Source organism: Paenibacillus sp. UASWS1643, assembly GCF_008693195.1.
Taxonomy (GTDB): Bacteria; Bacillota; Bacilli; order Paenibacillales; family Paenibacillaceae; genus Paenibacillus; species Paenibacillus amylolyticus_B.
Genome location: NZ_VXKZ01000115.1, coordinates 153,586 through 167,772 on the forward strand (window position 1 = coordinate 153,586; position 14,187 = coordinate 167,772).

Annotated in this window: 15 protein-coding genes and 1 pseudogene; 13 read left to right on the forward strand and 3 right to left on the reverse strand. The window is 42.3% G+C overall.

What is annotated here, in order from left to right; genetic code table 11:
- The first annotated feature begins 169 nt into the window (after nucleotides 1–169).
- A complete protein-coding gene (locus FE296_RS25350; protein ID WP_150366735.1) occupies nucleotides 170–1,249 on the forward strand; it encodes a hypothetical protein in 1,080 nt (359 codons plus the stop codon).
- 93 nt (nucleotides 1,250–1,342) lie between these two features.
- On the forward strand, nucleotides 1,343–2,263 hold the full coding sequence (locus FE296_RS25355) for a tyrosine-type recombinase/integrase (protein WP_091029457.1): 921 nt from the start codon (nucleotides 1,343–1,345) through the stop codon (nucleotides 2,261–2,263).
- 278 nt (nucleotides 2,264–2,541) lie between these two features.
- Here the strand turns inward: FE296_RS25355 and FE296_RS25360 are convergent, their stop codons facing one another.
- The gene (locus FE296_RS25360) at nucleotides 2,542–3,471 is read right to left on the reverse strand and encodes an L-lactate dehydrogenase (RefSeq protein ID WP_076217081.1); all 930 of its coding nucleotides are present in this window, start codon (nucleotides 3,469–3,471) and stop codon (nucleotides 2,542–2,544) included.
- Nucleotides 3,472–3,807: 336 nt separating this feature from the next.
- On the opposite strand from FE296_RS25360, the gene FE296_RS25365 reads away from it, so the two are divergent.
- Together FE296_RS25365 and FE296_RS25370 are read left to right on the forward strand one after the other, a co-directional pair.
- A complete protein-coding gene (locus FE296_RS25365) occupies nucleotides 3,808–5,085 on the forward strand; it encodes a WD40/YVTN/BNR-like repeat-containing protein (protein ID WP_190945535.1) in 1,278 nt (425 codons plus the stop codon).
- A 148-nt stretch (nucleotides 5,086–5,233) separates the two neighbouring features.
- Entirely contained in the window at nucleotides 5,234–5,443 is a 210-nt protein-coding gene (locus tag FE296_RS25370; RefSeq protein WP_124115211.1) for a hypothetical protein, read from the forward strand.
- 472 nt (nucleotides 5,444–5,915) lie between these two features.
- Here FE296_RS25370 and FE296_RS34095 read toward each other — a convergent pair.
- Nucleotides 5,916–6,083: pseudogene (locus tag FE296_RS34095) on the reverse strand (MBL fold metallo-hydrolase); the annotation flags it as partial.
- 73 nt (nucleotides 6,084–6,156) lie between these two features.
- Nucleotides 6,157–6,426, reverse strand: a complete 270-nt coding sequence (locus tag FE296_RS25380) for a WGxxGxxG family protein (RefSeq protein ID WP_150366737.1) — start codon at nucleotides 6,424–6,426, stop codon at nucleotides 6,157–6,159.
- A gap of 894 nt (nucleotides 6,427–7,320) precedes the next feature.
- On the opposite strand from FE296_RS25380, the gene FE296_RS33965 reads away from it, so the two are divergent.
- The 9 genes from FE296_RS33965 to FE296_RS25425 all read left to right on the forward strand — a co-directional run bounded on the left by FE296_RS33965 (nucleotide 7,321) and on the right by FE296_RS25425 (nucleotide 14,089).
- The gene (locus tag FE296_RS33965) at nucleotides 7,321–7,461 is read left to right on the forward strand and encodes a hypothetical protein (RefSeq protein ID WP_190945537.1); all 141 of its coding nucleotides are present in this window, start codon (nucleotides 7,321–7,323) and stop codon (nucleotides 7,459–7,461) included.
- Nucleotides 7,462–7,482: 21 nt separating this feature from the next.
- Nucleotides 7,483–9,276 (forward strand): serine hydrolase domain-containing protein, encoded by a 1,794-nt coding sequence (locus FE296_RS25390; RefSeq protein WP_150366738.1) that lies wholly within the window; start codon nucleotides 7,483–7,485, stop codon nucleotides 9,274–9,276.
- A gap of 61 nt (nucleotides 9,277–9,337) precedes the next feature.
- On the forward strand, nucleotides 9,338–10,117 hold the full coding sequence (locus tag FE296_RS25395; RefSeq protein ID WP_150366739.1) for a phosphotransferase: 780 nt from the start codon (nucleotides 9,338–9,340) through the stop codon (nucleotides 10,115–10,117).
- Between the two features lie 59 nt (nucleotides 10,118–10,176).
- Entirely contained in the window at nucleotides 10,177–10,602 is a 426-nt protein-coding gene (locus FE296_RS25400) for an NUDIX hydrolase (protein ID WP_150366740.1), read from the forward strand.
- A 131-nt stretch (nucleotides 10,603–10,733) separates the two neighbouring features.
- Nucleotides 10,734–11,480: a class I SAM-dependent methyltransferase gene (locus FE296_RS25405; RefSeq protein ID WP_150366741.1), complete on the forward strand. Its 747-nt coding sequence runs from the start codon at nucleotides 10,734–10,736 to the stop codon at nucleotides 11,478–11,480.
- Between the two features lie 80 nt (nucleotides 11,481–11,560).
- The gene (locus FE296_RS25410) at nucleotides 11,561–12,046 is read left to right on the forward strand and encodes an AAA family ATPase (protein WP_150366742.1); all 486 of its coding nucleotides are present in this window, start codon (nucleotides 11,561–11,563) and stop codon (nucleotides 12,044–12,046) included.
- Between the two features lie 128 nt (nucleotides 12,047–12,174).
- A complete protein-coding gene (locus FE296_RS25415; RefSeq protein WP_223869028.1) occupies nucleotides 12,175–12,690 on the forward strand; it encodes a C39 family peptidase in 516 nt (171 codons plus the stop codon).
- Between the two features lie 110 nt (nucleotides 12,691–12,800).
- Nucleotides 12,801–13,193, forward strand: coding sequence for a DUF2500 domain-containing protein (locus FE296_RS25420; protein ID WP_017688132.1), 393 nt, complete (start codon nucleotides 12,801–12,803; stop codon nucleotides 13,191–13,193).
- 146 nt (nucleotides 13,194–13,339) lie between these two features.
- A complete protein-coding gene (locus FE296_RS25425) occupies nucleotides 13,340–14,089 on the forward strand; it encodes an SDR family NAD(P)-dependent oxidoreductase (protein WP_150366744.1) in 750 nt (249 codons plus the stop codon).
- Nucleotides 14,090–14,187: the final 98 nt, after the last annotated feature.

Below are 14,187 nucleotides of genomic sequence, written 5' to 3' on the forward strand. Positions count from 1 at the left end.
AAAGATAAAGGGTGATCACAGCAGGGGAAGGTTGGAATTTTCTTCATATATGGGTAAGTAATTAAGGGACGTAACCAACTTAATCACGGGGGCGGGGTTGCGGCTGAGCCAAATATGAAATATATTTGGGGATGTGACATGCCATCAGACATAAGAGAGGGGATGTATCATGAACACACCATTACATACGAATTCACATCATCAAAATGCAGCTTTTGGATTTGCACTAGCTGACTCATCCGTACTTGCAGAGGCGCAGTTAATTGTTTCACAATTAGAGGATTCACAAACCTTACAGTTGGATATTGATCCGCAGCGCCTTCTGAAGGATGGACGTAAAGTATCTGTCATTGCACAACAGTTGGATTCGCCCGTCAATCGTCAGGATGCCAATATCATCTACGGTCAGGAGTTAGCATACGTGCAGTATGCTGTTCACCTGAAACCGGATAGCTCGATCTCCATTGCTTCTATTGAAGGTGTTGAACATTCTGTTGATTTTGGTTGGTCAGCATTTACAGCAGGGGAATACGAACTTCGAATCTCCCTGCATATGAAAACACCACGTATTGCTGAAGGTGCACTCGAACCTGAGCAGATTGCAATGGTTAAGTATGCGCAGGTGATTACCGCATTTATATCGCTTTTCCCGGCAGAAGAAGCGTCGTTGAGTTCGCCATCTCAAACTGTGTGGAGCAGAAACCATCATGTATTTGACTCCTACGGCAGAGGAGGATTTATCCTCGCTGACCTGCCTCGACTCGCTGAACGTGTAGAGGAACTGATGGGACCGGGTAACCATAATCTGATCGAACAATTTGCAGAAGGAAACCTGTCGGATACTTTGCTGGAAGAGGGGCTGATGGCGATCGCCTGGGGCGTGACTCCGTGGTGTTATTCACTCTATTCTGCACCAGATGAGCAGTCTGCCCGAATACTTGCCGTGGACAAGTTGGGCGATGAACCTGAACGGCAAGGGATCTACCGTATTGATCCGTCCATTCAACAATTAAGTATCGTACCTGCGAATGAGCTGGCTTACTGGCCTGCCTGCGTTCAGAACGATTGGCCTGTCATTGATGTAGCGGGTGAAGGCGAGACTTTGCACATGGATTTATATACTCAGATCTGTGAATCCGTGAATGGGCTGCACGAGAATCCATTGCCATCGTTTGTACTTACCCGTAGCCAGGGAGAACCTGAAGTGATCATTCCGCTGATTGACATTGTCATTGTGGATGAAGCGTAGAGCACTGTTCAACTTAGGAAGGTTGTTGTGTCATCGCAGTGCCCGTGTAAATAATCTTAGTCAATTTTAACCGAATCGAGGTGACGTAGACAGATGATGACCGAGGAGATTCAGGAGCAATATGCGGACGAGCTAGAAGCTTTTCACATATGGATGAAGGACGCCGGATATACAGGCCATACGGTAAAATCATACACGGGTGACGTGGTGGAATTCCTGGTCTCCATTCAAGGAAAGTCACTGGAGCAGGTCAAAAAGCTGCATGTATTGTCTTTTCTGTCCCGTGCGCGGGAGCGTGGGGTTAGTGATGCCACGAGAAATCGCAAACATGCGGCGGTGAACTGTTTTTACAAGTCCCTCATTGAACTCGAATTGTTAACCAATAATCCGGCGTTTGGGATCAAAAAATCCAAAACCGAGAAAAACCGTGCGCCCGTTTTCCTTGATGAAAGTGGGCTGACACGTTTCCTGGAGTCGGTAGAAGGCAAGTATCGCACACGTAATCTGGCTGTTTTTCTACTGATGGGATATATGGGGTTACGGGTCGGAGAAGTGCATGCGTTGGATTGCAAAGATTATAATGCGGAGCGGCGTACATTGGATGTATTTGGTAAAGGTCGTAAATGGCGCTCGCTTCCTGTACCAGAGACCGTGGCCAAAGTATTATCTCAAGCGATGGCTGAGCGTCTCGATCCTTGGCGGCCAAAAGAGGAAGCTTTATTTGTCTCGCAGAAAGGGAAGAGGCTGTCGATTCGCAGCATCCAGCTCATATCTACGGAAACCTTTGAACGCTTCCAGCAGGAATCACCAGCTAATCAACGTCAAAACTACTCCAGTCATAAGCTGCGTCACTCCTTCGCGACCATGATGTTACGGCGTGGAGCCGATCTACGTACCGTGCAGGAGCTGCTTGGTCACGCGTCGATTCAAACAACAACCGTGTATACACATGTCACCAGTAGGGAGAAAGAAGAGGCTATGGCTCTGCTGGACGTTAAACTTCCGTCATATTAGAAGTGAAAAGCTAATATTTAATCCGAAAAGGAGTCTGTCCAAGTGACAGGCTTTTTTGTTATTAATTTGATGGTGGAGATTTGAACATAATTAATATTATGTAAACTTATTATTTGATAACTAAATAGGCATATAAATAGAAGCCAAACCAAAGAACCATTCGCTTCTTCTCTCTGGAAGAAAAAATGGTCCTATTGGCTAGCACGGATATCTCAATTCACAACATTTAACATGCTAAATCGTTCACACCATGAATGGTTGCGTGTTTTGTGGCAGGATTATTCCAATCCAGCGATCTGTTCTTTTAATTTGTTAGCAGATGCCTGGAAAGCCACTTTCTCGGATTCATTCAGCGGTAGAGGCAGAATCTCGCGCACACCGTTGCGATCGACAACACATGGAACACCCAGATAAACATCCGATACACCATTGTAGTCTTCAAGGTAAGTGGATACGTTCAGAACGGAGCCTTCGTTGCCGAGAATTGCAGCTACAATGCGGTCCAGAGCAAGGGCGATTGCATAGGAAGTCGCTCCTTTGGCATTAATAATCTCATACGCTGCATTTTTGGTGCGGTCGAAAATATCCTGTTGTGTTTCTTCATCCAATTCCAGATCTGTTCCTGCAACGTTAGCCAGGCTCCATACCGGTACTTCGGAATCTCCATGCTCACCAATAATGTGTGCGTGAATACTACGCGGGTCGATCCCTTTATTCTTACCAATCAGGTAACGGAAACGTGCGCTATCGAGCAATGTACCTGAACCGATGACACGGGAAGCAGGCCATCCGCTTTGTTTCCACGAAGTATAGGACAAAATATCTACAGGATTGGTTGCAATCAGTAAAATACCATGAGAATTCACTTCAGTAATGCGCTCAATAATATCTTTGAAAATGCTTGCATTTTTCTTCAGCAGATCAATCCGGGTTTCGCCCGGTTTCTGGGAAGCACCCGCTGTAATAATAATGATATCTGCATCTTTGCAGTCGGAATAATCGCCAGCCCATACTTTCACGCCTCCCGTAAATGGAAGACCGTGGTTCATATCCAGCATTTCGCCGGTTGCTTTATCATGATTCACATCCACAAATACCAACTCGGATGAACGCTGTCTCAACATTAGCGTGTATCCCGTTGTTGTTCCCACCGCACCCATGCCTACAATCACGACACGACTTGGTTTCAGAGCTGCACTATTTGTCATGTTCATATCCTCTCCTTTTTGGGTTATACTCCCATCCATATTAAGGGATTAGTGAATATAAAGCGAGTGTTGTCTATAAAATAGTTCACATTTCATGTCTTTTTACCAATTATTCCGTCGAAAAACAGTTTAGGATGGAATTAATGGTAATAAATGTGTGGCATATAGCCCATAGCATCAGCTTGAAAAAGGGAGCGGGCCAACCATGAGTGGGCAATGAGCCTTTTACATAAGGTTTGTGGTAGAATAGGAGCAGTGGATTCTGATGAATCGTAAATAAAACGCCATAGGACAGGCATGCGCGCCTGTATATTGGATGAGAGAGGTGGAACCCACTTGCGTTTGCAATGGATCAAAATCGCGCAGACAGCATTGCTGTCTATAGGTATAGCAGCCTTACTCGCTGCATGCACCGACTCAGATCAACCTCCGGTAGCAGAACCTCCACAGCAGCAAGAGGACGCCGGGAATACAGGGCAGACATTAACTGTTGTCCCCCCTGTAAACAGTACAGAATCTGCAGATATGGCCAAGTACCAGATACAGACACGATTAACCGATTTTCAGTTGCTCAATGACAACGGAGGATTGGCGTGGGGTGTAACGCGGAATGCGCTGCGCCTGTACTACACTCAGGATCAGGGAAAGACCTGGATCAATATCTCACCTTCGGAAAATGTTCAGTTTCCGGCTAACCCTAAATATGGACAAAGCATTTATTTTGTAGATCGTGCACATGGTTGGATTGTTCGCGAAGGTATGGGTGGAACAGATACCATGGTGCTTCGCACTAATAATGGGGGCGTAACTTGGAGCCTGTCCTCTCTGTCCAAGACGGATAAAGTGACTGCGATCTCATTTGTATCTCCTGAAAAAGGATGGATTCTCACCACGGTCGATACCGCTATTGGTAAACAGGACAAGAAACTTTACTTCACCGAGGACGGTGGAATTACCTGGAATCGGATGTCATCCAGTGATGAAGATGGCAAACAGGAAGCAGAAGAGATTTCCAAACGTGGATATACCACAGGGATGACTTTCTCGGATCCAAAGCATGGTTTCTTAACAGCGCTGGAGTTCGGCACACCGAAGTTGTATGTAACATCAGACGGCGGAGAGAACTGGAATACTGGACAATCCTTCTTTGATCGAAACAAATTCAACGGGTGTGGTAATTTCAGTGTTAGTTCACCACAATTTTTTGGACGTGAAGCGCAATCAGCCTGGATGTCAATGTCCTGTTCTCAAGGGGAGAGCACGACATTTAATGGATTCTTTACCACCGATGGCGGGAAGAGCTGGAAGCTGTCCAATTTCACTTTAAACAAACAAACGGGTCCGAATCGTAACCTTTCACCGGTATTTCTAAACGCATCGGAAGGTTGGGCGATGCAAAAGGGCATAACCTATCACACCAAGGATGCGGGCAAAACGTGGAGCGCTCTTCCTGCAAGCAGTGTACTGGAGAAAATTCTCGAAGACTATCCGGAGATTGTGAAGATTCAGATGGTTAACCCCAAGCTTGGCTGGATATTGGTTGAAAATACAGATGCCAAAAGATCGTTGTTATTGCAAACGGTAGATGGCGGTGTACATTGGAAAGTACTATAAACGTAGAGTGTTATCGATGTGAATAGATAGGAGAAAGAAGAGGAGCCTAAGGGTTCCTTTTCTTTTTTTGTTTAGTTTGTGAAATAAATCACAAATAAATCCACTAGAAGGTGATATATTTAACTCAACAAGAGAAGGAGTGATGAAGATGAGAACCAACGGTCAAACTCAATTCACGCAGGCGGATGAATTAACCAGATACATGCTTCAATTATGCTACACATGTGACGATGCCAATCGTTGTACAACAGAGGATGCAGTGAAGGCTTGCATGGCAGAACACGCACAGGCAGACCAACCCGAACCAGCTGAAGGTGGAGATGTAACTCGCGGGTTTATGGACTTGATGTACGCATAGTAATCGAAACTAATCAAAAAAAGCTGATATATCAACGTTTTGCCAATATTCAGAGACCGCAGTGACTAATGAAATGGTTTGAGCATAGGTGTTGCTGCGTTAGTAGAAGCGGGTTGGAATGATTCTCACGAATCATTTAAATGGGAATATTAGAGAGGCACTGCTGGCAGAACGCTGGTAGTGCCTTTTTTTTGTTTTGTGTTAAGATGTCCATGGCCACAAGGCTGTGCGTCCAAGAATAATTAGTAGGTGTAATGGATAAACTTAAACTTGATCATTAAATAGATGGTCAGATGCAACACACACAACAACACGGAGCTAGTCTTAGCTCCGGTACCTACTCCCAAATCTCTAATAAGGGTCTTAACCGTATAAATCTGGAATGCCCTTTGTTGTTTCAAGAACTTGGTCCTCAAGTGTTTTGGACAACAGAATAATACTGCAGTCCAAACACTATGCTCGAAGAGAAAAATTAGTTTACATATTTCCCATAATCCGGTACGGTAATTTGGTCAAATTCATTAACCAGTTTTCTCATGCTTTTTGTTAGTAATTCACCAGACATCGGTAGTCCATAGCAAGTTACTGCACCCAAGGTCAACAACAAAGCGTTCCGGGAAATTTTAGCATTTTTATAGTTAAATCAAATATAGAGGGAGATAAACTTCTCCCTCTATTGATACCTGATTTTTCTAGCGACAATAATATTTCTGCTATCGATTGGAATGATCGGATACTCTTTTACGCATTCCCGCTAAACCAAGTAATCCAAGTAGGCCCAGCCATCCCCAGTCCATGCCATTATCGTTATCCGTTGCATTTGCCCTTACACTGTTTGATTGATAATTAGAACTGTTGTTTTGATAGGTGTTAATACTTCGTCCATCTTGGGTTGCTTCATTTACACCATGAGCAGATGCAGGAACAACCAATGCTCCCAATAAACAAAGGGATACAACAAAAGTTGTTATTTGTTTCTTCATTAAATTTCCCTCCTGTATGTGTAATGAAGTTAATTTCTCCAAAAAACAGTTCCTTATACCATCGGTATTTATTTTATTACTTATGAATGTATGGGAATGTTCAACGATCGTGAAGGAGGCTGTTTCCTTTTACCAAGTATTTTTTAATCATGCAGGAGATAAAGATTTGAAAAAAAATATTGGAGGCACTGATTGATCTAGACATTCCTGTTGGTGCAAGGATTACAGATCCTGAGAAGTGAAGGAACCTAAGCTGTGGAGGCTAAAAAATGGATAAGAACCCTACTGACAATAAAAGTTAGCAGGGATTTTTATATTTTTAAAATATATTTGGTGCTGGATTAATAAGTAACCACATATTGTTTATAGGACACCTCTCTCTAACTGCTCGATGCTTCCTCCCGCTGCCCAGGGCAGGGAGGAAGCATAATATGATTTTTTGTAATGTATAAATGATACATTCTATAATTAAAACTCAGATGGGAAGCAATAAATCAGCTTGTACAACTACAAACGTATGTGAGCGAAAAGTATAGTAAAATGGATCTGATATATACTAAGCCTATGATTCACGGAGAACGCTCCTGTGGGAGGGTTCTTTTTGATTTGGAGTGAAATGTATGCGCTTTTAAATGAACTTCGCAAATATTGCAGCATGGGTTATTATAGAAATAATTAAGGTAATTTTCTCAAAATGTGGAATTGATTTATTGGTTCCAAGAAAGGAGGGGGATTATCTTTAGTTGGTCTCGCCCTATCCACAAATGTGTTGCTATAGAAGAGGATAGACTTGTTTTCTTTAAATGTTAGGTTGATGTATCTTAGTATTCGGTAACTCTTTGCGAAAGTAAGTTAGCATTATTGAATCGTAAACTATCAACCTATGTGAATGCGTTGGCCAAAGCTGGATTTGTCATTGAGCAATTGTTTGAGGAATCTGATGAAGAATTAGGGCAACTGCAAAACGATGATTTTGCCAATAAAGCAAAGATGCTCCCTGTAACCTTTGTGATAAAGGCACGAAAACTATATTAAGAACGATAAGGGGAGTAGCCAATGAAGATTAATCAAAGATATTACTATGTTAATAAAGTAATTACTTGTGTTTTTGTACTTGTATTCATCATAATGACATGTGCGGTATCTGTGCGTGCTGAGGTAGAGCAAGAGGAGACAACACCCTCCAGAATTACGTTTTCTTCGCTAGAGGAAACGATTGATTCATATGTGGCCATGAATCAGAAGAATACCGCTGCCGTTTCGGTTGTAGCTATCAAGAACGGTGAGACCATTGTGAATAAGGCCTATGGATACGCAGATCTTGAGCAACAGAGAAAGGCAGACACCTCTACTGTATTTGAATGGGGTTCAACTTCTAAACTATTGGTCTGGACGAGTGTTATGCAGCTTGTAGAACAGGGAAAGCTTGATTTGGATACCGATATTCAGGACTATTTGCCGGAAGGATTTCTAAAGAAGCTTGAATACGATGCTCCCATTACCCTAATGAACCTTATGCATCATAACGCAGGATGGGAGGATAGATTGATCGATTTATGGTACTCATCTGAGAGTGATATTGTGGAATTAGGCGAAGCATTACAAGAATTTGAACCAAGGAAGATCGATAAACCTGGGAGTCTTGTTGCTTATTCAAACTATGGTACGGCTATGGCTGCTTACATCGTTGAAGTGCAAAGCGGACAACCCTTTTACAAATATGTCAACGAACATATATTTAAACCACTGAACATGAAAGACACATCGATTCACCCATCACAATACGATAATCTAAACGTCTTGAAACGAAGAAATGAGATTCAGGGTTACACTACGAATCTGAAACTAATTCCTAAGAACAGAGCATACATAAGCTTATACCCTGCGGCGGGGGCCATTGGCACAGCAGAGGATGCAGCTAAATTTCTCGCAGCCTTGATGCCTGTGGATCGTAGCAATTTAATATTCGCGAACAAGGATACGTTAGACGAGATGCTGTCAACCAGTCTATATTATGATGGAACTTCTACTCCTCGAATTGCGCATGGTTTCTTTGAAGTAGAGTACTGGGTGCCTGCACTGGAACACGCTGGAAGTACGGCGGGATTTTCAAGTAAATTTGTTTTTGACCCGGAGTCTAATTTTGGGTTAGTGGTCATGACAAACCAGTCAAATGAAATGGCTTATAACGTTGGTCTTGTCCAGAAGGTGTTTGGAAGTAGTTTCAGTACAATTTCGGTTGCATCTGAAAGTGGAGGATATTATCTGCCTGCGCGACGGGTCGTTTCCGGTTTTACGAAGGCATATTCGATGTTAAGCCTGCAGAAGTATACCACATTTGACCTTAGTAACTTTGCAAATGTTGTTGAGCGTAACGGGACTATTGAGAAGGCCTCTATTTCTTATAATGACTTTTTGCCCATGTCCAATTTAACGATAAACTTGATCAAAGCATCTTTTATTGCTCTTGTAATAGCCATCCTGCTCAGCTTGAGAGCGATAATTGGCTATTTTATTCGGTTATCCAAATACAAATTAAAAAACTGGGAAAGACCCGGCACAGGATTTGATAAATATCATATTGCCATTAATATTGCCAGTCTGGCATTCATTTTAAATACGATCCTATTGTTCATGCGCGCCTTAGGCTTTGCCCCTTATTCTTCGTTACGCATACATCTCATTTTAAACCTGCTTTATGTAATTCTAGCTGTGGCGTACCTTGTCTTGATGTTCTACAAACTGCTGAAGAGAAGTTACAGTAACAAGCAAAAGGCGGTATACATCATGTCTGGCATGTCGGCTTTCCTATTTGCTGCTTTTATTATGGGATGGGATTTGTACTTTTAGAGCGGAATTATCGACGAGAACATGATCAGAAAGAGCATGAGATTGTAGAAAGGATAAAACTATGAACATTCAAGATCTCCCAATTGAAATAAAAGAATATATAGGGGAAGTCCAGAAAATCACTTTTCCTAAGCAGGGTCATACTTCTACTGTGGCTATACTGGATACGTTTGATCAAAAGTACATCATCAAGAAGACAGAAAACGATCTTTATAATGAATGGTTATCCGATGAATATAAGGTGCTCCAATACCTTTACCATACGGGACTCCCTGTTCCAAAGGTATATTCATTTCATACGGAGGACACATCGAGATGGCTTCTGATGGATTATATTGATGGAATAAGTTTAAGAGAATTTCTCTCCAAGATGCCTGACCTCCAAAGTAAAGAAAAAACGATTTTTAACTTTGGGCTTTGTTTAAAGAAAATACATGAATGCTCTTGTCCCATTGAATTATTGAACAATGACAGTCCCTGGGTAGATACAGTGCTTAACAAAGCAGAATATAATCTAAATCATTTTGCTGTAGACGGGTCTGCAGAACGACTTCAACAGTTGAAAGAAGCAAGGCCAAAACCAATAGATAACACTTTCATTCATGGAGATTTTACTATAGATAATGTGCTAGTTAATGATTGCAATATTGTTGGAGTTATTGACTGGGCAGGAGCAGCTTATGGCGATCCAAGATATGATGTAGCATTAGCCATTCGACCAAAACCTAATGCGTTTGATAATGAAAGAGATAAAGAAATATTTTATAAGGGGTATGGAAAGTTAAGAGTCACGGATGAAGAGTACAATTATTTTGAAGATGGGATATATAACTTCTTTTAGTCTGGATATAAATCATGTTCTTCCAAAGTATATTAATCTCTCTAGAAGGAGTCGAATAAATGAGCCCTCCAAAACATATCTTATCTGCCGCTGCAATCGTAATAAACGAAAAAAATGAATTATTACTTATTAGAGGACCGCGAAGAGGATGGGAAATGCCAGGTGGTCAAGTAGAAGAAGGAGAATCTCTAAGTCAGGCTGCAATCAGAGAAACCAAAGAAGAATCTGGCATCGACATTGAAATCGTCAAGTTTTGTGGAATATTTCAGAATATCGAAAATTCAATATGTAACACATTATTTCTAGCAAGACCGATAGGTGGGGAATTAACGACATCATCTGAGAGTTTAGACTCTGGTTTCTTTCCAATTGAAGAAGCGATTTTAAAAGTCGAATGGAAAAATTTCAGAGAAAGAATAGAGTATTGCTTGAACCCTGAGATGCAACCTTTTTGCATTGAGTTCAGCGATAAGAATAATATTTAATGTTTCCAGAAAGGAAGTTCAATCAATGAAACGAGTCGATGTGGTTTACTCACTATTAACCAATCCATCCAAATCTAAAGTGCTTGCAGTAAGAAATGTAGGGCGTTCGAGCTGGTCGAGGAGGCTATCAGATGAACAAGCACTATGTTTATGAAACAAACAGCTTATATTGGAATACAAAAGGGAATGACTTTTTGAAACCGATCGTGCTTCCACATTATGGAGCATTTATCTCCGAAGAAAAACACCAACTTTTTGGTGATGTCTCAGGATTAAAGATGTTAGAGGTAGGCTGTGGTGATGGTCAATCACTGCAGTATCATGGAGACCACCAAGCTGGTGAGCTATGGGGTATGGATATATCCCAGAAACAGATAGAGAAGACACAACAACACTTGAGGACATATGGCATTTCGGCAACATTGATATGTTCACCCATGGAAGAGGAATGTGGTATTCCTACTAATTATTTTGACGCGGTGTATTCGATTTACGCCATAGGTTGGACCACTGATCTTCAAGGTACTTTCAGCCGAATCGCGTCTTATTTAAAGAAAGATGGCATTTTTATTTTCAGCTGGTCGCATCCAATTCATAGATGTGTCGTTGAAGAAAGCGATAGATTTGTTTTTAATAAACCATATTCTGATGAATCGTGGTATGCGGTATCTCCTGATTTTGTTCAGGGTGAATTAACTTTAGCCGATCGTCAAATATCAACCTATATCAATGCGTTGGCGAAAGCGGGATTTGTCATTGAACACATGATCGAGGAATCCGATGAGGATATCATACAATCACATGATCATAGCGATAGTCTCCTTAAAAGAGCGAAGATGTTACCTGTAACCTTTGTAATTAAAGCAAGAAAACGATGAAAGTGCATATGTTTATGGCTTGAAAGCAGACCAATGGAGAACGTAATTAATCAAAATGGATGTATCTAAAGGAGCTATGTATGAGAAAATTACCGCTATTTATAGTGACAGGCGCAAGTGGGACAGGAAAAACAACGATCTCTTCGCTTGTTCGCAAGCAACTTCCCGAGTTTGACGTATTTGATATGGATATCATCGATAACGTGGATTGGCAGATTGCCAAAGAGAATTGGTTGAGGATTGCGTATAGCATATCGCTAAGTGGACGAGGGACCGTTTTATGTGGAACAATGGTGCCGGAAAACATTGCATCCTCCGATTATATAGATCGATTTGATCGAATTTTATACATAAATTTGCATTGTGACGATGTTACTCGCGAGACGCGTTTAAAAGCTCGTGGGTGGGACGAGAACTTGATTGAAGACCACAAAAATTTTGCCAGCTGGTTACTCCAGAATTCGGAAACTGCTTTCAATCCAGCCATGCTGAACTTGGATACCACTGAAATGACAATAAAAATGGTAGCTGAGCATATCCAGGAATGGGTTCTAAATAACTGGTGAGTTGAATGAACACCTAAAAGATATCCTACTGAAGCGAAGGAGGGCACGGATTGTTTCTCAATGTATTACTTTGGTTGACTATCCTCTGGGTGAGCTCTATCTATTTCAGTTTTCCCAAGAAAGATCGCATGAACACCGTCAATGTGCCAAGTACATATTACATTCAATCTTCCAATCGACTGGATATGCAAAAGAATTATGAATGCGCTGCATTTTCCAGTGCGTTTGTGTTGAGACATTTCGGTTTGGAGGCTAATGGAACAAAGCTCTATGAGACCTATCCTCGCAAATTACTGGATGGAACGGTATATCCCAAAGCGGTCGTTGTTTTTTTCAAGAAGCTAGGATATCGGGCAATGTACTTACGTGGAAATGTGAATACGTTGAAGAAGCAGATCAGCCAAGGGGTACCTGTTATTTTATTTATTAGAGTACATCCCAAACAACGTTATTTGCATTTTGTTCCCGTCGTCGGTTATGATGAAACGCATTTTTATTTGGCAGAATCCTTAGATCACAAGACGAATTGTGATGAAGAATATTACAATCGAAAAATCAGCATAAGTGAACTCAACACGTTATGGAGTTCGTGGTTACCTTTTTGTCAAAACTCATATATTGTTGTACATCCAGTGCAGAATTAATTGCTCAAATATTTAATCGGGTTAACAAGTTCCGTGTCCGTCCGCATATACATTACTGGAGACGGGTCAAGACTCCGGCTGTCCTAAGTTGTGTGAACGGAGGGAGAGACATGGGCATTGAATCATCCTGGATGTTTGATTTGTTTGGAACCGTCTTTCCGGTTGTATTTGTTCTGATTATAGGTATAGTCCTTCTGTCGATGGGAAAAGAGGTATGGAGGTGGGGACGCAACAACTCGGAGCCGCTGTTGACCGTGCCTTCACGAATCACCAGCAGACGGATGAAGATGAGTCAGTCGCAATCTGAACCAGGCAGTACAGCACGGACGTTATACTACGTCACCTTTGAAGTAGAGAGTGGAGATCGGCTCGAATTCAAAGTGAATGGCGAGGAGTATGGTTTGTGCGCTGAGGGGGACGAAGGACGGCTCTCATTCAAAGGAACGCGTTATGTGGGCTTCGAGCGATATAATCGCGTGTATTCCGAACGCCTACGTGGTTAAACCGAGCAGCTTGCGCCAAGATGGCGTAAGCTTTTTTTGATTATTTACTGGACAAGCGTTTCTTATTGGCCCTGACGTGTATTTATATAAGAAGAGGCATAATGAGATTAGGATCATAGGATCATTATATAGAGGAGGCAATGAATATGTCATTTACAGATCAGGTCGTTGTTGTAACTGGTGCTGCTCAGGGAATCGGACGGAGTGTGGCTGAAGCCTATGCGCTCGCCGGAGCCAGAGTTGTACTTGCTGACAATAAGGAAGCAGAGGGGGCGGCAGCCGCAGCTTCCATTCGTAATGAAGGCGGAGAAGCCATCTTTGTTCAATGTGATGTTCGGAGCGAGCAGGATATTACGGACCTTTTTCGTACGACCGTGGATGAATTCAAACAAATAGATGTACTTGTGAATAATGCAGGACTCGCCAAGTGGAAGTCACCCTATGAGCTGACGCTGGAAGAATGGGACGATGTACTCAATACCAATGTGAGAAGTTGCTTTTTGGCAAGTCGGGAAGCAGCGAAACATATGAAAAGCAATGAACACGGTGGTGCCATTATCAACATGGCTTCTACCCGTGCGCTGATGTCTGAGCCGGATACCGAAGCTTATGCCGCATCCAAAGGGGCGATTGTAGCTCTGACACATGCGCTGGCGGTCTCACTGGGCAAGGACCAAATTCGGGTCAATTGTATCAGTCCGGGATGGATTGAGACAGGTGACGTGGAGAAATTGAAAAAGGAGGATCATGAACAGCATCCATCCGGTCGTGTGGGTGTTCCTTCGGATATCTCCCGTGCTTGTCTATATTTGTCTGATCCAAGCAATACCTTTGTCACAGGGACCAACCTCGTTATTGATGGAGGCATGACCCGAAAAATGATATATGAGGACTAGAACCGGGATTGAGCCGGGCGGCCCTAAGCTGTCCCAACTTAAGAGTAATAAGCCCAAGTTAAGCACTTGGGCTTATTTGTTTTTAATAACTCGGTTGC